General features: G+C 74.1%; 23 protein-coding genes. 13 read left to right on the forward strand and 10 right to left on the reverse strand.

Features of this window, described 5'->3' with window-relative positions; genetic code table 11:
• Nucleotides 1-162: 162 nt before the first annotated feature.
• From ABWK59_RS29760 to bioB, 4 genes are all read right to left on the reverse strand, one after another.
• Nucleotides 163-723, reverse strand: a complete 561-nt coding sequence (locus ABWK59_RS29760) for a 3'-5' exonuclease (RefSeq protein ID WP_354643736.1) — start codon at nt 721-723, stop codon at nt 163-165.
• Nucleotides 724-799: 76 nt separating this feature from the next.
• The gene (bioD, locus tag ABWK59_RS29765) at nt 800-1,543 is read right to left on the reverse strand and encodes a dethiobiotin synthase (RefSeq protein WP_354643737.1); all 744 of its coding nucleotides are present in this window, start codon (nt 1,541-1,543) and stop codon (nt 800-802) included.
• Nucleotides 1,544-1,593: 50 nt separating this feature from the next.
• Nucleotides 1,594-2,904 carry an adenosylmethionine--8-amino-7-oxononanoate transaminase gene (locus ABWK59_RS29770; RefSeq protein WP_354643738.1) on the reverse strand — a complete coding sequence of 437 codons (1,311 nt, stop codon included), beginning with the start codon at nt 2,902-2,904 and terminating at the stop codon, nt 1,594-1,596.
• Nucleotides 2,904-4,148, reverse strand: coding sequence for a biotin synthase BioB (gene bioB / locus ABWK59_RS29775; protein ID WP_354643739.1), 1,245 nt, complete (start codon nt 4,146-4,148; stop codon nt 2,904-2,906). Before bioB ends, ABWK59_RS29770 begins: the two co-directional genes overlap by 1 nt.
• Nucleotides 4,149-4,324: 176 nt before the next feature.
• Between bioB and ABWK59_RS29780 the strand changes: the two genes are divergently transcribed.
• Nucleotides 4,325-5,083: a hypothetical protein gene (locus ABWK59_RS29780; RefSeq protein WP_354643740.1), complete on the forward strand. Its 759-nt coding sequence runs from the start codon at nt 4,325-4,327 to the stop codon at nt 5,081-5,083.
• 94 nt (nt 5,084-5,177) lie between these two features.
• On the opposite strand, the gene ABWK59_RS29785 is transcribed toward ABWK59_RS29780, so the two are convergent.
• Nucleotides 5,178-7,676 carry a DEAD/DEAH box helicase gene (locus ABWK59_RS29785; RefSeq protein ID WP_354645152.1) on the reverse strand — a complete coding sequence of 833 codons (2,499 nt, stop codon included), beginning with the start codon at nt 7,674-7,676 and terminating at the stop codon, nt 5,178-5,180.
• A 254-nt stretch (nt 7,677-7,930) separates the two neighbouring features.
• Between ABWK59_RS29785 and ABWK59_RS29790 the strand changes: the two genes are divergently transcribed.
• The 6 genes from ABWK59_RS29790 (at nt 7,931) to ABWK59_RS29815 (ending at nt 14,407) form a co-directional block, all read left to right on the forward strand.
• Nucleotides 7,931-8,773 carry a nitrilase-related carbon-nitrogen hydrolase gene (locus tag ABWK59_RS29790; protein WP_354643741.1) on the forward strand — a complete coding sequence of 281 codons (843 nt, stop codon included), beginning with the start codon at nt 7,931-7,933 and terminating at the stop codon, nt 8,771-8,773.
• Nucleotides 8,774-8,784: 11 nt separating this feature from the next.
• Nucleotides 8,785-10,185 (forward strand): dihydropyrimidinase, encoded by a 1,401-nt coding sequence (gene hydA / locus ABWK59_RS29795; protein WP_354643742.1) that lies wholly within the window; start codon nt 8,785-8,787, stop codon nt 10,183-10,185.
• An 80-nt stretch (nt 10,186-10,265) separates the two neighbouring features.
• Nucleotides 10,266-11,282 (forward strand): TIGR03842 family LLM class F420-dependent oxidoreductase, encoded by a 1,017-nt coding sequence (locus tag ABWK59_RS29800; RefSeq protein ID WP_354643743.1) that lies wholly within the window; start codon nt 10,266-10,268, stop codon nt 11,280-11,282.
• Nucleotides 11,283-11,408: 126 nt separating this feature from the next.
• A complete protein-coding gene (locus ABWK59_RS29805) occupies nt 11,409-12,902 on the forward strand; it encodes an NCS1 family nucleobase:cation symporter-1 (protein WP_420492872.1) in 1,494 nt (497 codons plus the stop codon).
• 75 nt (nt 12,903-12,977) lie between these two features.
• The gene (locus ABWK59_RS29810; RefSeq protein WP_354643744.1) at nt 12,978-13,343 is read left to right on the forward strand and encodes a hypothetical protein; all 366 of its coding nucleotides are present in this window, start codon (nt 12,978-12,980) and stop codon (nt 13,341-13,343) included.
• A gap of 167 nt (nt 13,344-13,510) precedes the next feature.
• The gene (locus tag ABWK59_RS29815; protein ID WP_354643745.1) at nt 13,511-14,407 is read left to right on the forward strand and encodes a universal stress protein; all 897 of its coding nucleotides are present in this window, start codon (nt 13,511-13,513) and stop codon (nt 14,405-14,407) included.
• 190 nt (nt 14,408-14,597) lie between these two features.
• Here ABWK59_RS29815 and ABWK59_RS29820 read toward each other — a convergent pair whose 3' ends face one another.
• From ABWK59_RS29820 to ABWK59_RS29830, 3 genes are all read right to left on the reverse strand, one after another.
• Nucleotides 14,598-15,269, reverse strand: coding sequence for a DUF6445 family protein (locus ABWK59_RS29820; protein WP_354643746.1), 672 nt, complete (start codon nt 15,267-15,269; stop codon nt 14,598-14,600).
• A 139-nt stretch (nt 15,270-15,408) separates the two neighbouring features.
• The gene (locus ABWK59_RS29825; RefSeq protein WP_354643747.1) at nt 15,409-15,855 is read right to left on the reverse strand and encodes an NUDIX hydrolase; all 447 of its coding nucleotides are present in this window, start codon (nt 15,853-15,855) and stop codon (nt 15,409-15,411) included.
• Nucleotides 15,856-16,030: 175 nt separating this feature from the next.
• Nucleotides 16,031-16,882, reverse strand: coding sequence for a hypothetical protein (locus tag ABWK59_RS29830; RefSeq protein ID WP_354643748.1), 852 nt, complete (start codon nt 16,880-16,882; stop codon nt 16,031-16,033).
• 182 nt (nt 16,883-17,064) lie between these two features.
• On the opposite strand from ABWK59_RS29830, the gene ABWK59_RS29835 reads away from it, so the two are divergent.
• From ABWK59_RS29835 to ABWK59_RS29850, 4 genes are all read left to right on the forward strand, one after another.
• Entirely contained in the window at nt 17,065-18,483 is a 1,419-nt protein-coding gene (locus ABWK59_RS29835; RefSeq protein ID WP_354643749.1) for an alkaline phosphatase family protein, read from the forward strand.
• Nucleotides 18,484-18,601: 118 nt separating this feature from the next.
• Complete coding sequence (locus ABWK59_RS29840; protein ID WP_354643750.1) at nt 18,602-19,531, forward strand: TolB family protein; 930 nt, start codon at nt 18,602-18,604, stop codon at nt 19,529-19,531.
• Between the two features lie 115 nt (nt 19,532-19,646).
• A complete protein-coding gene (locus tag ABWK59_RS29845) occupies nt 19,647-20,915 on the forward strand; it encodes an MFS transporter (RefSeq protein WP_354643751.1) in 1,269 nt (422 codons plus the stop codon).
• Between the two features lie 131 nt (nt 20,916-21,046).
• Nucleotides 21,047-21,766, forward strand: a complete 720-nt coding sequence (locus tag ABWK59_RS29850) for a siderophore-interacting protein (RefSeq protein WP_354643752.1) — start codon at nt 21,047-21,049, stop codon at nt 21,764-21,766.
• Between the two features lie 21 nt (nt 21,767-21,787).
• Here the strand turns inward: ABWK59_RS29850 and ABWK59_RS29855 are convergent, their stop codons facing one another.
• Both ABWK59_RS29855 and ABWK59_RS29860 read right to left on the reverse strand, forming a co-directional pair.
• On the reverse strand, nt 21,788-22,255 hold the full coding sequence (locus ABWK59_RS29855; protein WP_354643753.1) for a hypothetical protein: 468 nt from the start codon (nt 22,253-22,255) through the stop codon (nt 21,788-21,790).
• Between the two features lie 223 nt (nt 22,256-22,478).
• A complete protein-coding gene (locus tag ABWK59_RS29860) occupies nt 22,479-23,234 on the reverse strand; it encodes a metallophosphoesterase (protein WP_354643754.1) in 756 nt (251 codons plus the stop codon).
• Nucleotides 23,235-23,344: 110 nt separating this feature from the next.
• Between ABWK59_RS29860 and ABWK59_RS29865 the strand changes: the two genes are divergently transcribed.
• Nucleotides 23,345-24,772, forward strand: coding sequence for a PLP-dependent aminotransferase family protein (locus ABWK59_RS29865; protein ID WP_354643755.1), 1,428 nt, complete (start codon nt 23,345-23,347; stop codon nt 24,770-24,772).
• Nucleotides 24,773-24,923: 151 nt separating this feature from the next.
• The gene (locus tag ABWK59_RS29870) at nt 24,924-26,120 is read left to right on the forward strand and encodes a 4-hydroxybenzoate 3-monooxygenase (RefSeq protein ID WP_354643756.1); all 1,197 of its coding nucleotides are present in this window, start codon (nt 24,924-24,926) and stop codon (nt 26,118-26,120) included.
• Nucleotides 26,121-26,212: the final 92 nt, after the last annotated feature.

The raw sequence follows: 26,212 nt of genomic DNA on the forward strand, positions 1-26,212 counted from the left end.
CGTGCCCGACCGGAACGGGCGGCCGAGGGCCAGACTCGGCGAGAACCGGCTCCACCGCCCACCCCACACGCCCGATCGGCCCTGCCTGTCACACGCACGGCGGAGTTCCGCCGTCGGGGTCACCGGGTGCCCTGCGTCCCCCTGGGGACCCGCTGGGCGGGCCTAGGCGGGCCAGGCGTTGCGGGCGGCGAGGTCGAGGACGAGGGCGGCGATGTTCCAGGCGTCGTCCTCGCCACGGTGGTGGCGGCCCTCCAGGGGCAGGCCCGCGACTTTCAGGGCGTGGGCCATGCCGGGCCGCTTGCGCAGGCCGTGGGCCTCGGTGAAGACCGCCTTGGCGTTGGTGTGCCGCCGACCGAACGGGTACGGGGTGCCGGTGGCCTGGCACTGGCGGGTGAACTGGTTGCGGTCGTAGTCGCCCCAGCTGGCCCACGGCCGGGCGCCCGCCCGGTGGTCGGCCGCGAGCCGGCGGCACGCCTCGGCGAAGCTGACGCCCCGGCTGACCTCGGCCTGGGTGAGGCCGGTCAGCTCGGTGCAGAACGGGCTGACGGTGGATCGGGCGGGCCGGACCAGGATGCGGTGCTTCCCGACCCGCTCGCCGCTGCCGAGGTCGACCACGGTCAGCCCGATCTCGATGATCTCGCTGACGGCCCCGGGCGGGGGCTGGCCGTCCCAGCAGGTGGCCTCGACGTCGATGACGTTGAGCAGGTGTGGTGAGGAATCCATGCGACCGAATCTAGGCAGCGTACGCGGTGCGGGGCACCTGCTTTTCCGGCGCGCCCTCAGGTCACCGGACGCGCCATCAGGTCACCGGGCGCTCGGCGGGGGCGAAGCGGGTGGCGAAGGCGGCCGCGTCCCAGGTGCCGCCCAGGGCCGGGGCGAGGGAGGCCCGGGCGAGGGTGGTGAAGGCGGGGGCGGCGTGGGCGGCGGCGCCCTCGGGGAGGGCGCCGAGGAGGGGGGCGCCGGCGACGGAGGGGAGGTCGGCGAGGTTGCAGCGGGCGGCGAGGTCCGGTTCGGCGGGCCAGGAGCCGACCACCACACCGAGCGGGCGCAGCCCGCGGGCCCGCAGGGCCTCGGCCGTCAGCGCCGTGGTGTTGAGGGTGCCGAGTCCGGCCGCGGCGACCACCAGGACGGAGACGTCCAGCCCGAGGGCGGCCGTGGCGAGGGCCGCGTCGGCGAGGGTGTGGCCGTCCTCGTCGTACCGGACGAGGAGGCCGCCGGCGCCCTCGACCAGGACCGGGTGGTGCCGGGCGGCGAGGTCGGCGATGGCCTCGGCGGCCTGCTTCGGGCCGACGGCGGGGAGCCCGGCGCGGCGGGCGGCGGTGTCGGGGGCGAGCGGCTCGGGGTAGCGGGCCAGCTCCGAGACGGCGACATGGTCGCCGGCGAGCCGGCGGACCTCGGCGGCGTCGCCGGGTTCGCCGGGTGCCACGCCGGTCTGACCGGGCTTCAGCATGGCGACCCGCGGGCCGGCCAGCGCCGCCACGGCGGCGGTGACCACGGTCTTGCCGATCTCGGTCCCGGTCCCGGTGACGAAGATGACGGACATCGAAGGGTTCTCCTCGGAGCAGCTCGAACGGGCACCGGACGGGACGGGGTTCACCCCGCCAGGGCCGCCGCGACCGCGCCGGCCGCGATCCGGGCCAGGTCCTCGTCGCCGGTGACGAACGGCGGCATGGTGTACACCAGGTCGCGGAAGGGCCGCAGCCACACGCCGTGGCGGGCGGCGGCCTCGGTGGCGGCGGCCATGTCCACCGGGTGGTCCAGCTGCACCACGCCGATCGCGCCGAGCACCCGGACGTCGCGGATCCCGGGCGCACCGGCGGCGGGGGCGAGTCCGGCCAGGAGGCCGGCCTCGATCCGCTTGACCTCCAGCAGCCAGTCCTGGCCGAGCAGCAGGTCGATGGAGGCGTTGGCGACGGCGGCGGCCAGCGGGTTGCCCATGAAGGTCGGGCCGTGTGCCAGCACCGGCATCTCGCCCCGGCTGATCCCGTCGGCGACCCGCGGGGTGCACAGGGTGGCGGCCATGGTGAGGTAGCCGCCGGTGAGCGACTTGCCGAGGCACATCACGTCCGGGGAGATCCCGGTGTGGTCGGCGGCGAACAGCGCGCCGGTCCGGCCGAAGCCGGTGGCGATCTCGTCGAAGACCAGCAGCACGTCGTGCCGGTCGCAGAGGTCGCGCAGCAGCCGCAGGTAGGCCGGGGAGTGGAAGCGCATCCCTCCGGCGCCCTGCACCACGGGTTCGACGATCACCGCGGCCAGCTCGTCGGCGTGACGCTCGATCAGCTCCTCCAGGGAGGCGGCGTACGCCTCGTCCAGGGGTGCGTCGAAGCCCGCCGGGGGCTCGCCGGCGAACAGCTGCCCGGGCAGCACCCCGCCCCACAGGTGGTGCATCCCGCCGTCCGGGTCGCACACCGACATGGGGTGGAAGGTGTCGCCGTGGTAGCCGCCGCGCCAGGTGAGCAGGCGCCGCTTGGCCGGGCGGCCGAGCGACTGCCAGTACTGCAGGCACATCTTCATCGCGACCTCGACCGCCACCGAGCCGGAGTCGGCGAGGAACACGTGCTGCAACGGCTCGGGGGTGATCTCGACCAGCCGGGAGGCGAGCCGGACGGCGGGCTCGTGGGTGAGCCCGCCGAACATCACATGGCTCATCCGCCCGAGCTGCGAGCGCACCGCCTCGTCCAGCACCGGGTGCCCGTACCCGTGGATGGCCGCCCACCAGGAGGACATGCCGTCGATCAGCTCGCGCTGCCCGAAGGCCTCCCCGGCGAGCCGGAGCCGGACACCGGAGGCGGACTCCACCACGAACGGCACCGCCGTGCCGGGCATCGGCGCGTACGGGTGCCAGACGTGCGCCCGGTCCAGGTCGAGCAGGGTGCGGACGTCCATCGGATCGTGGGCGCTCATCAGGCGTTGGGGGCCAGCTCGGTGCCGGCTCCGCGGCGGCGCACCCGGACCAGGTCGGTACGGGCCTCGTCCTCCGCCTCGTCGTCCGCCCCGGCGGAGGCGACGGGCTCGGCGGGGGCGTGGCCGCCGCACGGGCCGCAGCCGCCCGAACCGCAGGCGTGCCCGCCGTCCTCGGCGGACTCCACGGACCCGGCGTCCTCGCCGCCGCAGACCGAGCCGCAGCCGTGGCCCGCGCCGGCGACCCGGTGCCGGGGCAGCGTGGTCTCGCCCGCGCCCTCGACCTCGAAGCCGGCGTCCTTGATCATGTCGAGGTCGGCCTGGCCGGCCTGGCCCTCGCTGGTCAGGTAGTCGCCCAGGAAGATGGAGTTGGCGATGTGCAGGCCGAGCGGCTGCATCGAGCGCAGGTGGACCTCGCGGCCGCCGGCGATCCGCACCTCGATGTCGGGGCAGACGAACCGGACCATCGCCAGAATCCGCAGGCAGCGCTGCGGGGTGAGGTTCCACTCCTGGGCCAGCGGGGTGCCCTCGAACGGGATGAGGAAGTTCACCGGCACCGAGTCCGGGTCCAGCTCGCGCAGCGCGAAGACCACATCGACCAGGTCCTCGTCGCTCTCGCCCATGCCCGCGATCAGGCCGGAGCAGGCCGACAGGCCCGCGCCGTGCGCCTTGTTCACGGTGTCCACCCGGTCCGCGTAGGTGTGGGTGGTGGTGATCTCCCCGTAGGTGGCCTCGGAGGTGTTGAGGTTGTGGTTGTACGCGTCGGCGCCGGCCGCCTTCAGCCGCTCGGCCTGGTTGTCGGAGAGCAGGCCCAGGCAGGCGCAGACCTCGACGCTCCCGTCCGCGTCCTTGATGGCGGAGATGGTGTCGGCGACCCGGTCGATGTCACGGTCCGTCGGCCCGCGGCCGCTGGCCACCAGGCAGACCCGCTTGGCGCCGCCCGCCACACCGGCGGCCGCGGCCTCGGCGGCCTGCTCCGGCTTCAGCCAGGTGTACTTCAGGATCTCCGCCTTCGAACCGAGGCGCTGCGAACAGTAGTTGCAGTCCTCGGGGCAGAGGCCGCTCTTGAGGTTCACCAGGTAGTTGAGCTTGACCCGGCGGCCGAACCACTGCCGGCGGACCCGCCCGGCGGCCGCGACCACGTCCATCAGCTCGTCGTCGGTGGTGGCGAGTACGGCCAGTGCCTCCTCCCGGGTGGGGAGTTCCCGGCGCAGGCCCTTGGCGGTGAGGGTGTCGAGCAGATCCATGAGCCTGATCCTGCCCGGGTCGGCTTGCGTTTCGCCAGAGGGAACCCACCAAGAAGATCCCTTCGGAGGTGTGCGAGTTGTCACAGTCCCGCCGCGCAGGGTAGTGGCGCAGGTCACGCGGCCCGTCGCGGACCCGGCCGACCGGCCGGTGCGATCGAATGCTTACAATCTCCGCCATGACCACGCAGGGGGAGCGCGACCCGCTACCGGCAGGCCACGGCGACGAGTCCACCGACACCACCGCCGCAGTCCGGCGCGCCCGGGGGGCCGGCCGTCGAATAACGGTCTGGTGCGCCCTCGCGGGCGTCGCCGTCGGCGCCGTCTGGGTGGTCACCAACCCGGGCGGGCTGCTGCCCGGCCTCGGCCGCGCCAAGGCCAGCGAGTCGGCCGGCCTGCAGGCCCCCGGAATCCCCCAGCAGTCCCCGCTGACGGAGGCCCAGTCCTTCACCGCCGAGTGGTACTTCCCGGCGCAGCGCGGCATCGACCACGACGGGTTCAAGGCCCGGCGCGCCGCGGCCCGGCAGGGCGCCGACTGCGCGGAGACCGTCCGCGACCGCGCCCAGGACCCGCTCAAGGACAGCGGCTGCCAGGGCTACCTGGCGATGAACTTCGCCCGCCTGGACAACCTGGTGGTCTCCAGCGTCACCGTGCTGCGGTTCCCCGACGAGGCCGCCGCCCACAAGGCCGAGGCGGCCCTGCAGGGCGAGAAGGCCGCCGCCCTGCTGTTCACCGCCCCCGAGGGCGGCACCCCGGGCCCCTCGCCGACCACCGCCACCCAGCCCGTCTCGGTCACCCGGGTCGCCACCGCCGGCCACTACCTGACCGTCACCGTCTCCCAGTACGCCGACCACCGCGGCGGCACCGCCGACGAGCCGCTGAAGGAGGCGGCGCGGGCGACCTCGTACGCGGCCCGGGCGCCGTTCGGCTGGATGTGAGCCCGGGACGCCGACCCCGGGCATGAAACGAGGACCGGCCGCCGGGAATCCCGGCGGCCGGTTCGTGTTCGTGTCCGTCGTGCCGGCGCGGGCCTCAGCCGCCGAGTCGGTTCACCGCGGTGACCTGGAGGACCGCCCGGCCCTCCTCGTCGGAGCCGTAGAGGTCCACCTCGGCGCTGATGCCCCAGTCGTGGTCCCCGGCCGGGTCGTCGAAGATCTGCCGGACCCGCCACAGGCCCTCGTCCGCGACCTCCTCGATCAGCAGCATCTTCGGTCCGCGCGCGTTCGGGCCGGTGCCGAGGTCGTCGTACTCCTCCCAGTACCCGTCCATCGCGTCCGCCCAGCGGTCGGCGTCCCAGCCGCCCTCGCCGTCCAGCTCGCCGAGCTCGTCGTAGTGCTCCAGCGCGGCCAGCTCCACCCGGCGGAACAGCGCGTTGCGGACCAGCACCCGGAAGGCCCGGGCGTTCGCGGTGACCGGCGCCGGCTTGTCGTCCAGCCGTACCTCGGCCGCCTCCGGCTCGGTCGGGTTGGCCAGCGCCTCCCACTCGTCCAGCAGCGAGGAGTCCACCTGCCGGACCAGCTCGCCCAGCCAGGCGATGACGTCCTTGAGGTCGTCGGTCTTCAGGTCGTCCGGGACGGTCTGCTCCAGCGCCTTGTACGCGCCCGCCAGGTACCGCAGCACGATGCCCTCGGTCCGGGCCAGCTCGTAGAACCCGACGTAGTCGGTGAAGGTCATGGCCCGCTCGTACAGGTCCCGCACCACCGACTTGGGCTGCAGCGGGTGGTCGCCGATCCACGGGTGCGCCCGCCGGTATACCTCGTACGCGTGGCCGAGCAGCTCCTCCAGCGGCCGCGGGTAGGTGATCTCCTGGAGCCGCTCCATCCGCTCCTCGTACTCGATCCCGTCCCGCTTCATCTCGGCGACGGCCTCGCCCCTGGCCTTGTTCTCCTGCGAGGCGAGGATCTGCCGCGGGTCGTCCAGGGTGGCCTCCACCACCGAGACCACGTCCAGCGCGTACGAGGGGGACTCGGGGTCGAGCACCTCGAAGGCGGCCAGCGCGAAGGTGGACAGCGGCTGGTTGAGCGCGAAGTTCTCCTGGAGGTCGAGGGTGAGGCGGACGGTCCGGCCGTCCGCGTCCGGCTCCTCCAGCCGCTCCACCACGCCACCCTCCAGCAGCGAGCGGAAGATCGCGATCGCCGAGCGGATGTGCCGGCGCTGCGCCGGGCGCTCCTCGTGGTTGTCGGTGAGCAGGCGGCGCATCGCCTGGAACGGGTCGCCCGGCCGGCCGATCACCGAGAGAAGCATCGCGTGGCTCACCTTGAACCGCGAGACCAGCGGCTCCGGGTCGGCGGCGATCAACCGCTCGAAGGTCTCCTCGGACCAGCCGACGAAACCTTCCGGCGCCTTCTTGCGGACCACCTTGCGCCGCTTCTTCGGGTCGTCGCCCGCCTTGGCCAGCGCCTTGTCGTTCTCCACCACGTGCTCGGGCGCCTGGGCGGCCACCTGGCCGACCGTGTCGAACCCGGCCCGCCCGGCCCGGCCGGCGATCTGGTGGAACTCGCGGGCCCGCAGCACCCGCACCCGCTGCCCGTCGTACTTGGACAGCGCGGTGAACAGGACGGTGCGGATCGGCACGTTGACGCCCACGCCCAGGGTGTCGGTGCCGCAGATGACCTTCAGCAGGCCGGCCTGGGCCAGGCGCTCCACCAGCCGGCGGTACTTGGGCAGCATGCCGGCGTGGTGCACGCCGATGCCGTGCCGGACGTACCGGGACAGGTTGCGGCCGAACTTGGTGGTGAAGCGGAAGTTGCCGATCAGCTCGGCGATGGCGTCCTTCTCCGCCTTGGTGCACATGTTGATGCTCATCAGCGACTGGGCCCGCTCCACCGCCTCCTTCTGGGTGAAGTGCACGACGTACACCGGCGCCTGACCGGTGGTCAGCAGCTCCTCCAGGGTGTCGTGCAGGGTGGTGCGCCGGTACTCGTAGAACAGCGGCACCGGGCGGGTGGCCGAGCGCACCGCGGTGGTCGGACGGCCGGTGCGCCGGGTGAGGTCCTCCTCGAAGCGGCGGACGTCGCCGAGGGTGGCCGACATCAGCAGGAACTGCGCCTGCGGCAGCTCCAGCAGCGGGATCTGCCAGGCCCAGCCGCGGTCCGGCTCGGCGTAGAAGTGGAACTCGTCCATCACGACCTGGCCGATGTCGGCCCGGTCGCCCTCGGCCAGCGCGATCTGCGCCAGCACCTCGGCGGTGCAGCAGATGATCGGCGCGGTCGGGTTGACGCTGGCGTCGCCGGTCATCATGCCGACCTGCTCGGTGCCGAACATCTTGCAGAGGTCGAAGAACTTCTCCGAGACCAGGGCCTTGATCGGCGCGGTGTAGAAGGTCCGCTTGCCCTCGGCCAGCGCGGCGAAGTGCGCGCCGGCCGCCACCAGGCTCTTGCCGGAGCCGGTCGGGGTCGCCAGGATCACGTTGTTCCCGGAGACCAGCTCGATCAGCGCCTCCTCCTGCGCCGGGTAGAGCGTGATGCCGCGCTCGGCCGCCCACGCGGCGAAGGTCTCGAACAGCGAGTCGGGAGTGGCGGGCTTGGGCATCAGGTCAAGGAGGGTCACCGGCCTATCTTGCCTGGTCCGGATCACCGGGGGCAAAGCCCGCGACGGTACCCGGCGGTGCCATGCGGTGCGCCTCCCCCCGGCGCGCCCCCGTGGAATGCGTCGGATTGTCGGCAGATCATGGTTTCGCGGCGGAACGCCGAACCTTCGAGCGCGTTACAGCGTGGCACTCCGCTCAGCCGGGCAGAACTCCTAGTCTCAACGGTCTACAGCGCCTTCCGCGAGGAGTCGAAGCCATGAGTCGGATTGTGCGGGCCGCCCTGTTCCAGACCGCGTGGACGGGCGACAAGGAGACGATGACCGCGGCCCACGAGAAGGCCGCACGGGACGCCGCCGCCCAGGGCGCGCAGATCATCGGGTTCCAGGAACTCTTCAACGCGCCGTACTTCTGCCAGGTGCAGGAGCCCGAGCACTACGCCTGGGCGGAGCCCGTCCCGGACGGCCCGACCGTCCAGCGGATGAGCGCCCTCGCCCGGGAGCTCGGCATCGTGATCGTCGTCCCGGTGTACGAGCTGGAACAGTCCGGCTTCTACTACAACACCGCGGCCGTGATCGACGCCGACGGCCGCTACCTCGGCAAGTACCGCAAGCACCACATTCCCCAGGTCCGGGGATTCTGGGAGAAGTACTACTTCAAGCCCGGAAACGTCGGCTGGCCGGTGTTCGAGACCGCCGTCGGAAAGGTCGGCGTCTACATCTGCTACGACCGGCACTTCCCGGAGGGCTGGCGGGCCCTGGGCCTGTCCGGCGCCGAGATCGTCTACAACCCCTCGGCCACCAGCCGCGGCCTGTCCGCGTACCTGTGGCAGCTGGAGCAGCCGGCCGCGGCGGTGGCCAACGAGTACTACGTCGCCGCGATCAACCGGGTCGGCGTCGAGGAGTACGGCGACAACGACTTCTACGGCACCAGCTACTTCGTCGACCCGCGCGGCCAGTTCGTCGGCGAGGTGGCCTCCGACAAGGACGAGGAGCTGGTCGTCCGCGACCTCGACATGGACGTCATCGACCAGGTCCGGCAGCAGTGGGCGTTCTACCGGGACCGCCGTCCGGACGCCTACAACCCGCTGACCGAGGCCTGAGGGGAGGCACCGTGACCCGTACCGTGATCCGCGGCGGACTGGTGATCACCGCCGCCGAGGAGATGCACGCCGACGTGCTGATCGAGGGCGAGCGGGTGGTCGCCCTCGCCGCCTTCGGCACCTCGGCCGCCGAGGGCTGGACGGCCGAGCGCGTCATCGACGCCCGCGGCCTGTACGTCATCCCGGGCGGCGTGGACGTCCACACCCACATGGAGCTGCCGTTCGGCGGCACCGCCGCCTCCGACACCTTCGAGACCGGCACCCGGGCCGCCGCCTGGGGCGGCACCACCACCATCGTGGACTTCGCCGTCCAGTCGATCGGCGCCTCGCTCCGCGACGGCCTGGACGCCTGGCACGCCAAGGCCGAGGGCAACTGCGCCATCGACTACGGCTTCCACATGATCCTCGCCGACGTCAACGAGTCCAGCCTCAAGGAGATGGACCTGCTGGTCGCCGAGGGGGTGACCTCCTTCAAGCTGTTCATGGCCTACCCCGGGGTCTTCTACAGCGACGACGGCCGGATCCTGCGGGCCATGCAGCGCGGCGCCGAGAACGGCGGCCTGACCATGATGCACGCCGAGAACGGCCTGGCCATCGACGTCCTGGTCGAGCAGGCGCTGGCCGCCGGCAAGACCGACCCGCGCTACCACGGCGAGGTCCGCCGCGAGCTGCTGGAGGCCGAGGCCACCCACCGGGCGATCAAGCTCGCCGAGGTAGCCGGCTCCCCGCTGTACGTGGTGCACGTCTCCGCCTCCTCCGCCGTCGCCGAACTGGCCTCCGCCCGCGACCGCGGGCTGAACGTCTTCGGCGAGACCTGCCCGCAGTACCTCTTCCTCTCCACCGACAACCTCGCCGAGCCCGGCTTCGAGGGCGCCAAGTACGTCTGCTCCACCCCGCTGCGCCCCCGGGAGCACCAGGCCGAGCTGTGGAAGGGCCTGCGCACCAACGACCTCCAGGTGGTCTCCACCGACCACTGCCCGTTCTGCTTCGTCGGGCAGAAGGAGCTGGGCCGCGGCGATTTTTCCAAGATCCCCAACGGGTTGCCCGGAGTGGAGAACCGGATGGACCTGCTCCACCAGGCCGTGGTGGACGGCCACATCTCCCGCTGCCGCTGGATCGAGATCGCCTGCGCCACCCCGGCCCGGATGTTCGGCCTCTACCCGCGCAAGGGCACCATCGCCCCCGGCACCGACGCGGACATCGTCCTCTACGACCCGGCGGCCCGGCAGACCCTCTCCGCCGAGACCCACCACATGAACGTGGACTACTCCGCGTACGAGGGCAAGGAGATCACCGGCAGGGTCCGGACCGTGCTCTCCCGCGGCACCGTGGTGGTCGACGGCGACGCCTACCTGGGCCGCCCCGGGCACGGCCGCTACCAGCCGCGGGCCACCTGCCAGTACCTGCACTGACCGCCCAACCGCCCGACTGCCCGCCCGGATACCTCGGACACCCCGACCACCGGACCCCTCGGACAACCCAAGGAGAAGTGTTGGACATCGGCCTTGTCCTGCAGACCGACCCGCCCGCGCAGAAGCTCGTCGACCGGATGAAGCGGGCCGAGGCGGCCGGGTTCACCCACGGGTGGACCTTCGACTCGGTGGTGCTCTGGCAGGAGCCCTTCGTGATCTACAGCCGGATCCTCGCCGAGACCACCCGGCTGAAGGTCGGCCCGATGGTCACCAACCCGGCCACCCGCCACTGGGAGGTCACCGCCTCCCTGTTCGCCACCCTCAACGACATGTACGGCAACCGCACCGTCTGCGGCATCGGCCGCGGCGACTCCGCCCAGCGGGTCGCCGGCCGCAAACCCGCCACGCTGGCCCACCTCGGCGAGGCCATGCGGGTCATCAAGGGGCTCGCCGAGGGCCGGACCGTCGAGGTCGAGGGCACCGGGATCCAGATCCCCTGGGTCCGCGAGGGCGCCGAACTGCCGGTCTGGATGGGCGCGTACGGCCCCAAGGCGCTCGCCCTCACCGGGCAGGTGGCCGACGGGTTCATCCTCCAGCTCGCCGACCCTTTCCTCACCGAGTGGATGGTCAAGGCGGTCCGTGACGCGGCCGCCGAGGCCGGCCGCGACCCGTCCGCGCTCACCATCTGCGTCGCCGCCCCCGCGTACGTCACCGAGGACGACTCGCCCGCCGCCATCGCCCACGCCCGCGACCAGTGCCGCTGGTTCGGAGGCATGGTCGGCAACCACGTCGCCGACCTGGTCTCCCGCTACGGCGAGCACTCCTCGATGGTCCCCGACGAGCTCACCGCGTACATCAAGGACCGCCAGGGCTACGACTACAGCCACCACGGCCGCGCCGGGAACCCGGACACCCAGTTCGTCCCCGACGAGATCGTCGACCGGTTCTGCCTGATCGGCCCGGTCGACGCGCAGATCGCCAAGCTGGAGCGGCTGCGCGAGCTCGGGGTGGACCAGTTCGCCGTCTACGCCATGCACGACGCCGTGGAGTCCACCATCGACGCCTACGGCCGGTCCGTCATCCCCGCGGTGTCCTGACGGCCCCGGGGCCGCCCCGACGGCCCCCGCGCACCCACCGGCACCGTCGCCCATCACCTTCCCGCACCCGGCGGCCGCCCTTCCCGAGGGCGGCCGCCGGTCCGTCCCCCCGCAAGGTGGTAGCCCGTGTCCACGACCCAGACCGCCCACGCCGACGGCCGCGTCGAACTCACCGACGGCGCGGACCTGGCCGATCCCCGCTTCGCCAACGACGACCTCAGACCCGTCCCGATCGACCGCCGCCGCTGGACCACCTACAACTTCCTCGCCCTCTGGGTCGGCATGGCTCACAACATCCCGTCCTGGACCCTCGCCTCCGGCCTGGTCGCGCTCGGCATGGACTGGAAGCAGGCCGTCCTCACCATCGCGCTCGGCAACCTGATCGTGCTCGTCCCGATGCTGCTCACGGGGCACGCGGGCACCAAGTACGGCATCCCGTTCCCGGTGTTCGCCCGGGCCTCGTTCGGGCTGCGCGGGGCGAACCTGCCCGCGATGGTCCGGGCGGCGGTGGCCTGCGCCTGGTTCGGCATCCAGACCTGGATCGGCGGCGAGGGCATCTTCCTGCTCGCCGGGAAGCTGTTGGGCTCCGGCTGGCAGAACGCCGGCCACATCGGCGGCTACCCGTGGACGCAGTGGCTGTCGTTCCTGCTCTTCTGGCTGATCGAGATGGTGATCATCGCCCGCGGCATGGAGACCCTGCGACGGTTCGAGAACTGGGCCGCGCCGTTCGTCCTGGTCGGCGCCTTCGCCCTGCTGATCTGGATCGCGGTGAAGGCCGGCGGCCTCGGCCCGCTGCTCGACCAGCCCTCGCAGCTGGGCTGGGACGGCGACTTCTGGAAGGTCTTCTTCCCGGCCCTGATGGGCATGATCGGCTTCTGGTCCACGCTGTCGCTGAACATCCCGGACTTCACCCGCTTCGGCGGCTCGCAGAAGGCGCAGATCCGCGGCCAGGCGCTCGGCCTGCCCACCACCATGACCCTGTTCGCCCTGCTGTCGGTGCTGGTCACCTCCGGCTCCCAGGCCGTCTACGGGGAACCGATCTGGGACCCGATCGCCCTGGCCGCCAAGATGGACTCCACCGCCGGGATCCTGTACGCCCTGGTCACCGTCCTGGTCGCCACCCTGTCGGTGAACCTGGCCGCCAACGTGGTCTCACCCGCGTACGACCTGGCCAACCTCGTGCCCCGGTTCATCACCTTCCGCACCGGAGCGCTGATCACCGGCGTGGTCGGCATCGTGATCTTCCCGTGGAAGCTGATCTCCGACCCCCACGTCTACATCTTCATCTGGCTCGGCGTGGTCGGCGGCCTGCTCGGCACCGTCGCCGGCATCCTCATCGCCGACTACTGGATCCTCCGCCGCACCGCGCTCGACCTCGCCGACCTCTACCGCCCGCACGGCCGCTACTGGTACGACGGCGGGTGGAACTGGCGGGCCCTGGTGGCCTTCCTGGCCGGCGGCCTGCTCGCCGTCGGCGGCTCCCACGGCGGCCCGTTCCCCGCCGACGGCCTGATCCCCGCGCTCAAGCCGCTGGCCGACTACGGCTGGGCGGTGGGCTTCGCCTCGGCACTCGGGCTGTACACCCTGTTCTCCTTCACGGCCCGCGACGGGCGTTCCTGACGGCCGTTCCTGACGGCCGGTCCGATCGGGGCGGGTCGTAGACTCGGGCGTCGACCGGGACAGGGGAGTGGTGGCATGGGTGGCTGGATATGGGCGCTGGTCCCTGCCGTGATCGTCGGCGGGGGCTGGGTCGGTGACAACGTCCGCGGTGCGCTGAAGACGCGTCACGAGCGGCGGATGGAGCTGCAGCAGGCGGCCGAGCGGCGCCAGCTCGCGCTCGACGCCGCGAACCGGCCGCCGGAGCCGGTCTGCGGCTGCACCCACCACCTGGCCAAGCACGACAAGCAGGGCAAGTGCCACGAGGTGGTGGAGGCGCCGACCGCCTGGGACGCCGACCGCAAGCCGCTCCGGTACGAGGCCCGGCCGTGCAACTGCCAGCAGTACGTCGGGCCCGAGCCGCTGGGGACGGTGTTCGCGCAGGAGATCGTCGACCCGCGCTGAGCTCCGTTCCCGCTGCTCCGGGGCTTGCCGGGGGTGGACCCGGGACCTTTGGACCTCCCGGTGGGTCCGTGGGTCCCTGGGGACGGGCCGGTCCGGGCCGGACACTGGTGGGGTACCGTCCGCCGGTGGCCGGCGGGCGAACCCGCGCCTCCCGAGGAGGGAACCCCTTGATCCCCCAGCACCTGCTCGTCGGAGTGGACGGATCGCCGGAGAGCACCGCGGCCGCCCGGTGGGCGGCCGCGGAGGCCGTCCGCCGCGGCCTGCCGCTCCGGGTGGTCCACGCGCAGACCTGGCTGGACCGGATCCACGCCGACCCCGGGCAGTCCGCCGACCTGCGGGCCCGGACCGGGCGGCTCCTCGCCGACGCCGAGGCCGAGGTCCGCCGGGCGGAGCCCGGCCTGGAGGTGCGCGCCGAACTGCTGGAGGGCTGCGGCGAGCCGGTCGACACCCTGGTCGAGGCCGCGGCCGACGCGCAGGTGCTGGTCCTCGGCTCCCGGGGCACCGGCGGCTTCGCCGGGCTCATGGTGGGTTCGGTCGGGCTGGCCGTGGTCGGCCGCACCTCGGTGCCCACCGTCCTGGTCCGCGCCGGTGCGACCCGCGGCGCCGCTGAGGCCGGTGAGGCCGGTGAGGCCGGTGAGGCCCGTGGTGAGGTGGTGGTGGGCGTCGGCACCAGGGCCCCGGCCGAGGAGGTGCTGGAGTACGCCTTCGAGGAGGCCGCACGCCGCGGTGCGGTGCTGCGGGCCGTACACGGCTGGGCCCCGCCGCCGGGCTACGCCGGGTGGGTGCCGCTGGAGGCCGACACCGAGCGGTTCCGCGCCGCCGAGGCCGAGCTGCTCAGCGAGGCGCTGGCCGGCTGGCGGCAGAAGTACCCCGAGGTCGCCGTAGTCGAGGACACCCGGATCGGCGGCGCCGCCGCGGCCCTGGTGGAGGGCTCGGACGGCGCCGCGCTGGTCGTCGTCGGCCGCCGACGCCGCCCCCGTCTCCTCAGCCCCCGCCTCGGCGCCGTCACCCACGCCGTCCTCCACCACTCCCACGCCGCGGTCGCTGTCGTCCCGCACATGTGACCGGTGCCCGACCGGCGCGGCGGCCGGTGCCGCGACCGGTGGGCCCGCTGGGTCCGGTGGGTCAGGTCGTTCGGAAGCTGGTGGCGGGCACCGCTTTGCGGTGAGGGTGGTGCCCTGCCCGATGCCGCTCCGCCCCGCCCGCACAGCGGTTGCCGTCGTTTTCCGCGCCTGATCGGCGGGGTCCGGTGGGTCAGGCCATCCAGAAGAAGACGGCGGTCATCCGCTTCTCGGGGAGGGTGGTGCCCCAGTAGGTGGTGGCGGTGTGGATGAGGTTGGCGGTGTAGAGGAGCAGGCGGTTGTAGCGGTGGGGGACGCGGATGTCCTCGGTGAAGGCGTCGGCGGGGACGAAGCGGGTGCCGAGGGCGTCGACGAGGTTGTTGTGCGGGGCGGTGACCAGGTTGCCGCCGAGTCGGCCGCCGGGGAACTGCTGGCGGTAGAAGCTGGTGCCGCAGTCCTTGGGGACGCCGGGGTTGAGGTAGAGGACGGCGGCGTAGCGGGCCAGGGCGCGGGAGTCGGTGTGGGGCCGGGGTTCGCACTCGCCCTCGCCGACCACCTGGATGCAGTTGTGGTTGAGGGTGGCGCCGCCCGGCGCGGACTGCACCCAGAGCCGCTCGGCGCCGGTGGCCGCCCGCACCTGGGCCTCGACGTGGGCGAGTTCCTCGGGTTCGAGGCCGGGCATGGTGCGCAGGCCGGGCCAGGACTCGGGCTTGTGGGGGTAGCCCTCGGCCCAGTCGTCCTTCGCGAGGCAGCGGGTGCGGACGGCGTCGGGGTCGGGCAGGACGTCGTCCAGCACCCAGTAGTCCCGTCCGCGGGTGGGCTTGCGATAGGGGAGCACCGGCAGGACCGGCTGGCGAGGGGGCATGCGGCAGAACGTACGCCGCGCCGCGTCAGGTCGGTCCCATGATCGAGTCAAACCTTTGACCAGGGCCGGTCAACCTTCGTCCAAGCAGGTCAAGGACTCGTCAAGCCTTCAGGGCGAGGGTGGCGCTCTGAGGGCCCGGTCAGGCCGGGAAGCCGTGGACGGTGAGCGGGTGGCCGGCGCTGATGGCGGCCAGGGCGCGGCGGGTGTAGGGGACGGTCGGGTCCGGGAGGGCGTCCAGTGGCCACCAGCGGAGCTCGGCGCAGCGGTCCGGCTCGCGGTTGTCGGGTTCGGTGGCCACGGCGCCCTCCTCGGGTCGGAAGAAGAGCTGGAGCCGGCCGGTGCGGTCGTCCGCATCCAGGTCGTGCAGCACGTGTACCAGCCGCAGCGCGGCCGGGTCGAGGTCGAGTCCGAGCTCCTCCTGCGCCTCGCGGGCCATCCCGGCGGCGACGCTCTCGCCCTGCTCCAGGTGGCCGGCCGGCAGGTGCCAGGTCCGGTCGGCGAAGGGGGTGTTGTGGCGCAGGCCTAGCAGGACGCGGTCCTGCCGGACCAGGCCGAGGTGCACGCCGATCACGGTGCTGTGCGGCACGGGACCTCCCTCGGTGTCGGGCGGCCCGGGTGGGCGGCCGGAGGGGACGATCCTGGCAGTCGGTGCGGGGGCGCGGGGGCGGGTCGGCCGGGCTGTCACCCGAAAGTGCCACAGGTGTTCGGTTCGGAGGGGCCGGGGGTCCCCGGCTCCGGTCTCGCGCCGGTCTCAGCCGGTCTCAGCCCGTCCAGCGCAGCCCGTGGAACCCCGGGGTGGGTTCGAACTCGGCGAGGTGCGCCAACCGGCCGTCGATCAGCCGGAGTTCGGTGAGGTCGCGGTGTGGGGATGCGCTGTCGGTCCGCCAGATCCGCCAGGCCCGGCGGGCGCCGGCGTCGGGGGCGAAGCGCAGGGTCAGCTCGAAGTACCGGCCGGCCTCGCGGAACCAGGAGCCGTAGTAGGGCTCGGGCGTGCGGCCCGCCACCCGGTGCTCCAGGGCGATGGTCTCGTTCCGGCCGAGCGGGGCGAACAGCAGCTCGGCGGCGACCAGGGCGGCCCCGGGGTCGGTCCGGGTGCGGCCGAGGGTGCAGTCGCCGCCGGCCCGGATCTCCGGCAGGTCCCCGCCGCTGGAGTGGGAGAGCACCACGTACCGGTCCACGCCCGGGCGGCGGGAGCGGACCACGGTCCGGACCGCCGCCTGCCAGCCGGCGGCCGAGACCGTGACGTCCTGCTGGACGGCCAGCACCTCCAGGCCGGGGTCGGCGGGCTGGTCCAGCTGGGCGCGCAGCCGGACGGCCGGGCGCCGGGGCGTGCCGGGGGCGAGGGTCCGGCCGCGCCGGCCGGGTTCGGCCAGCAGCCGTGCGAGGGTGCGCTCGGGCAGGTCCAGGACGGACTCCAGCGCGGCCACCGCGCGCAGGCTTTCGGCGCGCCGGGGCAGGCTCGTCCCGCGCTGCCAGTTGCTGAGCGTGGAGACGCTCACCGCCGGGCCGCGGGCGGCGAGGCGCTCGCAGAGCCGGTCCAGGCTGAGGCCGCGGGTCGCGATGGCCCAGCGCAGCGCGGCGTGGAAGGGGCCGGTTCTCAGTACGTCGTCCATGGGCTCGATCGGACCATATGTTACCGGCGAGTACTGGATTTTTGGCGCGCTCACGCAAACCTCCTGGTCGGGGCGGGCGCGGCCGGTGCTTCGTCTGCCACCGGTCGCCCGACGCCGGTTCCGCGTGCCCGCCGTCCCCGCCACGATGTCCGCGATTCCACCAGCGGAACAGGAGGAAGTCCATGCTCGGCAGAAAACTGGCGGTCGCCACGGTGTTCGCCGCGGTCGCCGCCCTCACGGGGGCCGGCGTCGCGGCGGGAGCCCGTACGACCGCCGCCCCGCCCGGGGCCGCCGCACCCGCGGTGGCCGACGCGGTGCCCCGCTTCGACCACATCGTCGTCGTCCCCTTCGAGAACAAGGACTACGGCGACGTCATCGGCAGCTCCGCCGCCCCGTACATCAACTCCCTGGCCTCCCAAGGCGCGAGCTTCACCCAGTCGTTCGGGGTCACCCACCCCAGCCAGGGCAACTACGTGGCGCTGTTCTCCGGCTCCCAGCAGGGCGTCACCGACGACAGCTGCCCCAAGAACCTCACCGGCAAGGCCAACCTCGGCAGCCAGCTGATCGCCGCCGGCCTCACCTTCAAGGGCTACTCGGAGGGGATGCCCTCCGACGGCTTCACCGGCTGCAGCAGCTCCGACGGCGCCTACGTCCGCAAGCACAACCCCTGGGTCGACTTCGACAACGTCCCGGCCGCCAGCAACGTCCGCTACAGCACCTTCCCCACCGACTACTCCCAACTGCCCACCGTCTCCTTCGTGGTGCCGGACATGTGCAACGACATGCACGGCATGAGCGGCTGCTCCGCCTCCATCCCCACCGGCGACAGCTGGCTGCGCGACAACCTGGACGGCTACGCGCAGTGGGCCAAGACCCACAACAGCCTGCTGGTGGTCACCTTCGACGAGGACAACTTCAGCTCGGTCAACCAGATCGCCACCGTCCTGGTCGGCGCGGGCGTCCGGACCGGCACCACCTCCCAGCAGATCAACCACTACAACCTGCTGCGCACCATCGAGGACGCCTACGGGCTCACCCCGCTCGGCAACGCCGCCTCCGCCGCCCCGATCACCGGCATCTGGACCACCTCGCCGAGCCCCAGTCCCACCCCCAGCCCCACCGGCTCCCCGTCGCCCTCGCCCAGCCCCTCGCCGACCGGCACCCCGGCCGGAATCGTCAACGGCGGCTTCGAGTACGGCACCTTCAACGGCTGGACCCGCACCGGCACCACCGCCGTCGCCGACGTCCCGCACTCCGGTGCCTACAGCGGCGCGACCGGCGCCACCACGCCGACCAACGGCGACTCGGTGCTCAGCCAGACCTTCACCGCCCCGCCCGGCGCCAGCAAGCTCACCATCTGGTGGAAGGGCGACTGCCGGGACACCGTGAAGTACGCCTGGGCCACCGTCGTGGTCAAGCACAACACCAGCGGCACCACCGCCACCCCGCTGCCCAGGACCTGTATCGCGAACGGCGGTTGGCAGCAGGTGACCGACACTCTCACCCCCGGCCACTCGTACACCGTGCAGCTGGTCAACCACGACGACAACTACCCGGGCGACCCGAGCATCACCTGGTTCGACGACCTCACCGTCAGCTGAACCCTGCCCGCCCGCTGCCGGGGCCCGCACCGCCGGGCCCCGGCACCGACCGTGGGTCCCCTTGAGACCGCCCGGCAACGTCTGAGCCCGCCCCACCCGTACGAAGGACCCCACCATCGTGACCTGGCGCATCCTCACCGCGCTGGCCGCCACCGTGCTGCTCGCGGCCGTGGCCATCGGCTACACCCTGCTCCGGGCGAGCCCCGCCCCCGGTACCCCGCAGGCCGGGCTCACCCTCGACCGCCCCGGCCTGCTGCTGAGGGACGCCGCCACCGGCCGCCTCGCCGTCCAGCACGCCGACGGCCACCGCGACACCTCCGCCCTCGACTGCGCCCGGGTGTACGCCGCGAGCGGCACCGGCGTCTGCCTGCACGCCGACCCGCTCTCCCCGCAACTCATCGTCCTGGACCGGGACCTGACCGAGCGGCGGCGGATCCCGCTCAACGGCCTGCCCAACCGCGCCCGGGTCTCCGCCAGCGGCCGGATGGTCTCCTGGACCGTCTTCGTCACCGGCGACTCGTACAACGGCGGCCGGTTCTCCACCCGCAGCGGCATCCTCGACACCCGCACCGGAACCCTCGCCGGCAACCTGGAGAACTTCACCGTGGACGGCCGGAAGGCCGCCCCCGACACCAACGTCTGGGGCGTCACCTTCACCGCCGACGACAACCTGTTCTACGCCACCGTGTTCTCGGACGGGCGGCGCCGGCTGGCGCGGGGCGACTTCGCCGCCCGCGACCTCCACCCGCTCAAGGACGAGGTCGAGTGCCCGTCGCTCTCCCCGGACGGCACCCGGATCGCGTACAAGAAGATGCTGTCCGACGGCAGTTGGCGCCTCACCGTGCTCGACCTCGCCGACCTCGCGGAGACCCCGACCGCCGAGACGCGCAGCGTCGACGACCAGGCCGCCTGGATCGACGGGCACACCCTCGGCTACGCCCTGCCCCACGCGGGCGCCGGAGCCGACGTCTGGACCGTCCCCGCCGACGGCACCGGCACCCCGCGGCTGCTCGCCCCCGGCGCGGACTCGCCGGCCCCGCTGGGCTGACCGGAGCACCCGCGGTGCCGCGCCGCGCACGACCAGGCCCTCCCGCACGACCGTGCCCTCCCCGCGCGACCAGGCCGTCCCCGCCCGCCCGGGCCCGTACCGAAGGACCCGCCCCGTGTACCTCACCACCATCCGCCGGACCCGTCCGGCCACCGCCCAGAGCGGCACCGCCCACCGCTGGAGAGCCGTCGGCGGCAACGTGCTCGCCCTCGGCGCCGTCAGCCTGACCACCGACGTCTCGGCCGAGATGGTCAGCGCCGTCCTGCCCCTCTACCTGGTCGCCGGCCTGCACCTCTCCCCGGCCGCCTACGGACTCCTCGACGGCCTGCACACCGGCGCCACCGTGCTGCTGCGCCTGGCCGGCGGCTTCACCGCCGACCGGATCCGCCGTCGCAAGGCCGTCGCCGCCGCCGGGTACGGCCTGTCCGCCGCCGCCCGGCTGGGCCTGCTCGCGGCCGGCGGCTCGGCCACCGCGATCGGCCTGGCGATCACCGCCGACCGGGCCGGCAAGGGCCTGCGCACCGCACCCCGCGACGCCCTGATCACCCTCTCCGCCCCGCCGCACGCCCTCGGCCGCGCCTTCGGCGTCCATCGCGCGATGGACGCGGTCGGCGCCTTCACCGGCCCCCTGGTCGCACTGGCCGTCCTCACCGTCGCCCAGCAGGCCTTCGACGCCGTCTTCCTCGCCAGCTTCTGCATCGCCTGCCTCGGCCTGGTGATCCTCGCCCTGTTCGTCCGCGACCACCGCGACCGCCGCCCGGCCGCCGACACCGTCTCCGCGCGCGACGCCGCCCGCCTGCTGCGCGACACCCGGGTGCGCCGTCTGCTCGCCGCCGCCGTCCTGCTCGGCCTGGCCACCATCGGCGACGGCTTCCTGTACCTCCTGCTGCAACGCCGCGAACAGCTCGCCGTCGGCTGGTTCCCGCTGCTCGCCGTCGGCACCGCCCTGGCCTACCTGCTGCTCGCCGGACCGCTCGGCGCCCTCGCCGACCGGATCGGCCGCCTCCCGGTGCTGCTGGCCGGCTACGGCGCGCTCGCCGCCGCGTACCTGCTGGTCGACGGTCCGCTGCACGGCCGGCCCCTGATCGTCGCCGTCCTCGCCCTGCACGGCCTGTTTTACGCCGCCACCGACGGCCTGCTGATGGCCCTCGCCACCCCCGTCCTGCCCGAGCGGCTGCGCACCACCGGACTGGCCCTGGTCCAGAGCGGCCAGGCCCTCGCCTACCTGGCCTCCTCGGTGCTGTTCGGCCTGGCCTGGCAGACCTGGGGCCCGGCCACCGCCGCCCGCGCCGCCGCCGGCGGCGTGCTGCTCGCCCTGGCCGCCACCGCCCTGCTGCTCCGCCGGGGCGGCCCGACACCTGCGTCCGACGCAAGGACCCCTTGACCAAACGGAACTTGTGCCGCGACGCCCGGACCGGAAGGCTGGGCGCATGCCAACGAACCACCGCGGCGCGGCACTTGCGCCGCCCTGTCGTCCTGCCCGGGCCGTCCCGTCCTCCGCCGCCGGGAGGCGCCGTGGCTGACCTCCCGCGCCCCGCCGCCGCGCTGGCCCAGCGGTGGCCGGGCCGCCGCGTCACGGTGACCCGGTCCGAGCGGCTGTCGCCCGGACTGCGCCGGATCGGCCTGGAGGGCGGCCCCCTGGCGGGCCGTCGGCTGAACCCCGGCGACTGCCTCAAGCTGCTGGTCGACGGACGGGCGGTCCGCGACTACACCGTCGAGACCCACGACCCGGCGGCCGGCCGGGCCGAGCTGATCGTCCACCTCCACCCGACCGGCGGGCCCGGCGCCGACTGGGCCGGACGGGCCGCCGCCGGCGACCCCGCGGTGGTCTTCGGACGCCCCGAGCGCCGCGCCATCCGAGCCACCGCCCCGACCTGGCTGCTGCTCGGCGACGCCACCGCGATCGGCGCCCTGCGCGCCCTCGCCGCCACCGCGACCCCCGCCACCCGCGTCCTCGGCGCCGTCGAGACCCGGCCCGAGGACCGCGACGCCGTCCGCGCCCTGCTCCCCGGCCTCGAACCCCTCACCGCCGAGGCCCGCCCCGGCGCCGCCGTCCACGACTGGCTCCAGGACCTCACCCCGGTCGAGGGCCCGGTGTCCGCCGTCCTGATCGGCGAGAGCCGCGCCCTGCAGACCTGGCGCTCCGCCCTGACCGGCCGGCACGGCCTGCACCGCCGCGACTGCACCACCACCCCGTACTGGACCGCCGGACGGGCCGCCGTGGCGGCCCGCTGAGCCGGAGGGCGGTACGCGGCCTCACTCGTCGACGACGCGGGCCGTCCCGTGCAGGGCCAGCCCCGCCGCCCGGACCTCGGCCAGCCCGGTGGTGAACGCCTCCTCGCGCTCCTCGGGCGGCAGGTCCGGCAGCACCCTCGGCCAGGTGCCCGGGGGGACCACGGTCACCACCACCCGGCCCCGGCCCTCCGCGGCGGCCAGCCAGGCGGGCGAGACAGGGACGGGCTCGGTCGGCTCCCACACCTGCCGGTCGCCCACCAGCACCAACCGGGTGAACGCCCGCCCGCGCACCCGCACCACGGCGGTGGTCTCCGGCGGATCGCCCGCGGCCAGGGTGAACCCGCTGTCCTGCGCGTCCTCCGCCAGCATGGCGTGCACCGAACCGTCCACCTCCAGCACCGCCTCCGCCACCGGCGGCCCCACCGGCACCCCGTGCACCACGAACGCCCACACCATCCCGGCCGACCGGCCCCGACCACCGTTCACCATGCCCGCCGACCTCATTCCGTCACAGCCGTCCCCCGCACCGCCGATTCTCCGCGCCCGACCCCGGAGCAGCCCGATGGCCGCAGTCGGGCCAGGCGGTGACGCGCGCGATGCCTCCCCGGGCCGTCGGCCACCCGATCGGGGGCGCGGGGGACTGCGCGACAGGGAGGGAAAACCCGCACCCTTCCACCTCGCGCAGTCCCTCGCGGCCCTTGTCGGACAAGCCCTACCCCGGGACGTGGCGGATGTGCGTGGTGATCCGCCCGGTTCCGTCCAGGACGTGGAAGGCGAGGGCCGGTGGATGGTCCAGGTGGACCTCCGGGTGCGACGGCCCCGGCGGTTCCCACGGCAGTCGTACGCTCGAGACCACGCCGGGGGCGACCAGCAGCGGGCGGCCCGCGAAGGTGGTGGCGGCGGCCGTGTGGGCGTGGCCGCACAGGAAGGCGGTCAGTCGGGGGTGGCGGTCCGCGAGGGCGGCCAGCCGCTCCTCGCCGAACTGCCGGATCCCGTCCACGTACGGGACGTGCAGCGGAACCGGCGGGTGGTGGAAGCCGACCAGCACCGGCACCCCCGCCGGCGTGCCGGCCAGGACGCCGTCCAGCCACTCCAGGGTCTCGTCGGCGAGGAGGCCCTCGTCCCGGCCCGGCACGGAGGAGTCGCAGAGCGCGATCACCAGGCCGTCCGCGCGGTGCACCCGGTTCACCGGCCCCTCGGACGCGGGCTCCCCCAGCAGGTGCTCCCGGAACGCGGCCCGCCGGTCGTGGTTGCCCGGGCAGACCAGCACCGGGTGCCGGGAGGCGAGTGCCGCGCGGGCCCGCCGGTACTCCGCGGGCAGCGCGTGGTCGGCGATGTCCCCGGTGACCAGGACGGCGTCCAGGTCGTGGGGGAGGCCGTCGAGGTACTCCATGACGGCGCGGGTGCGCCGCAGGCTGCGCTCCCCGTCGTCGAGGTGGACGTCACTGAGATGGGCGATCACGATCACGTGCCTCGTCCCCTCCTGTCTCCTGGTCGTCGTCGGCATGGTCGCGGTACGAAGCGGGCCCGCCGGACCGAACCTAGGCGCCGACCGGACCAGCCGTAAGATCCGGTTCCATGCCGAATTCTTGGACCGGTTCCGGCGTCGACCTGCACCTCGACCTCCAGCCGGGGCCCGACGACGGGGGCGGCGGCCGCCGGGCCGGCCTGGAGTCCGCCCTCCGCGCGGCGGTCCGCGACGGCCGGCTGCCGCCCGGTACCCGGATGCCCTCCACCCGCGGGCTGGCCCGCGAACTCGGGCTCGCCCGCGGCACCGTCACCGCCGCCTACGGCCAGCTCGCCGAGGAGGGCTACCTGCTCACCCGGACGGGCGCCGCCACGGTGGTCGCCGACCTGCCCGTGGCGGCCCGTCCGGAGCGACCGCGCGAGGCCCCTCCCGCCGCGCCCCGCCACGACCTGCGACCCGGGCTCCCCGACACCAGCGCCTTCCCCGCCCGGGCCTGGCTGGCCGCCACCCGGCGGGTGCTCGCCGCCGCCCGCCCGGAGGTGTTCGGCGCCGGCGACCCGCAGGGCCGGATCGAACTGCGGACCGCCCTCGCCGACCACCTCGGGCGGACCCGCGGCGTGATCGCCGACCCCGGCCGGATCGTCGTCACCTCCGGCTACCACCAGGGCCTGGCCCTGCTCACGGAGGTCCTGGCGGGCGAGCTCGGCGTCCGGACCGCGGCCGTGGAGGACCCCGGCCACGGGATGTTCCGCGAGAAGCTCCACCGGGCCGGGATCGCCGTCACCCCGCTGCGCGTGGACGCCCACGGCGCCCGGGTCGAGGACCTGCCGGCCGCCGCCGGGGCCGTCTTCCTCACCCCGGCGCACCAGTACCCGACCGGCGTACCGCTGCACCCCGCGCGGCGCCAGGCGCTCACCGCCTGGGCCCGGGCCGGCGGCGGCGTGATCGTGGAGGACGACTACGACGGGGAGTACCGCTACGACCGCCGGCCGGTCGGCGCGCTCCAGGGCACGGCACCCGGCCGCACGGTCTACTGCGGCACGGCCTCCAAGACCCTCGGGCCCGCCCTCCGGCTGGCGTGGCTGGTCCTGCCCCCGGACCTGGTCGGGCCCGTGGTGCGGGCCAAGCAGCGGGCCGACCTGTACTCCGAGACCCTCGGCCAGCTGGTGCTCGCCGACCTGCTCGCCACCCACGCCCACGACCGCCACGTCCGCGGCGCCCGGCTGCGCTACCGCCGCCGCCGCGCGCTGCTCGCGCAGCGCCTCGCCGACCTCCCCGGGCTGACGGTGCACGGCGTCCCGGCCGGCCTGCACACCCTCGTCACCCTCCCGGAGGGCGGCCCTTCGGAGCAGTCGCTGCTCGCCGACTGCGCCCGCCGGGGCCTCGCCCTGCGCGGTCTCACCGAGCTGCACCACGACCCGGCCGGCCGTCCCGGCGGGCTGCTGGTCGGCTACGCCGCACCCTCCGACCACCGGTTTCCGGCGGCTCTCGACGTCCTGACCACCGTCCTCGGCCACGCCCTCGGGCGGCGGCGCTGAGCCGCCCGCCCGCACCCGCGGGCGCCCCGGGCCGTCCACCGACCGGTCATCCGCCGGCTACCGGTCCGGGGACCGCACCTGATAGAAGATCAGGTGCATCATCAGGACCGGGCGGTCCCCTCACGGCCGCCGGCGACCGGGGGAGTACAGCGTGGAGCAGTTGCCGGAGGACGGCGCGACGGTCCTGATCACCGGAGCCGGCCCGGCCGGCCTGGTGCTGGGCAACCTGCTGCTGGCCGAGGGCATCGACTGCCTGATCGTCGAGCGGCAGAGCCGGGCCCACGTCGAACGGCGCGCCCGGGCCGGCTTCCTCGGCGCCCACACGGTCCGCGTGCTCACCGCGGGCGGCCTGGCCGGCGGCCTGCTCGCCGCCGGCCGGCAGCACGACACCTGCGCCTTCCGCACCGAGGACGGCGAGTTCGAGCTCGTCTACGGCGAGCGCGGCAACGGCGAGGTGCACACCGTGTACCCGCAGCAGGACCTGGTCCGCGACCTGGTCGCCGAGTTCCTCGCCCGCGGCGGCGACATCCGCTTCGACACCGAGGCGGTGGCCCTCACCGGAGTCGACGGCCACCGCCCGGAACTGCTCACCCGCACCGCGGACGGCCTCACCCGCGTCCTGAGCGGCGCCTTCGTCGCCGGCTGCGACGGCCGGCACGGCCTCGCCCGGACGGCCGTGCCCGCCACCGCCGCCCGGCGCCACCACCGCGACCACCGGGTCTCCTGGCTCGCCCTGCTGGCCGCCGCGCCGCAGAGCATGGCCGCGGTCGCGTACGCCGTCCACGAGGCCGGGTTCGCCGGGCACATGGCCCGCACCCCCGACGTCACCCGCTACTACCTCCAGGTGCCCCGCGGCACCGACCCGCAGGACTGGACGGACGAGCGGATCTGGTCCGAACTGCACCTGCGGATGCGGGCCGACCGGTACGGGCCGCTGCACGAGGGCGCCGTGCTGGAGCGCCGGGTCGTCGACATGGCCTCCGACGTCCAGGACCCGATCCAGTACGGCCGGCTGTTCCTGGTCGGCGACGCCGCCAGCCTGATCAGCCCCTCCGCCGCCAAGGGCGCCAACCTGGCGGTGATGGAGGCCGAGATCCTCGCCCGCGCGCTGACCGCCGCGGTGCGAGGCGGCGACGAGAAGCCGCTCGCCGCGTACTCCGCCGACTGCCTGCCGCGGATCTGGCGCGCCCAGGAGTTCTCGCACTGGATGATCAACCTGCTGCACGGGCCCGCCGGGGACCACGACGAGGCGGTGTTCCTGCGCGGGTTGCAGCGCGCCCGGCTGGAGAGCCTGCGGACCTCCCGGCGGCACCAGGACCACTTCGCCGAGAACTACGTGGGTATCTGACGCCACGTCATGCCCCGGGTCACCGGCTCGGGTTCCCCTCCCGGGTTCCGGCCGAGGAGCCGCCCGGCCCGCCGTCGCCTCGCACCGCACAG

Source organism: Kitasatospora sp. HUAS MG31 (assembly GCF_040571325.1).
In the GTDB taxonomy this organism is placed as follows: domain Bacteria; phylum Actinomycetota; class Actinomycetes; order Streptomycetales; family Streptomycetaceae; genus Kitasatospora; species Kitasatospora camelliae.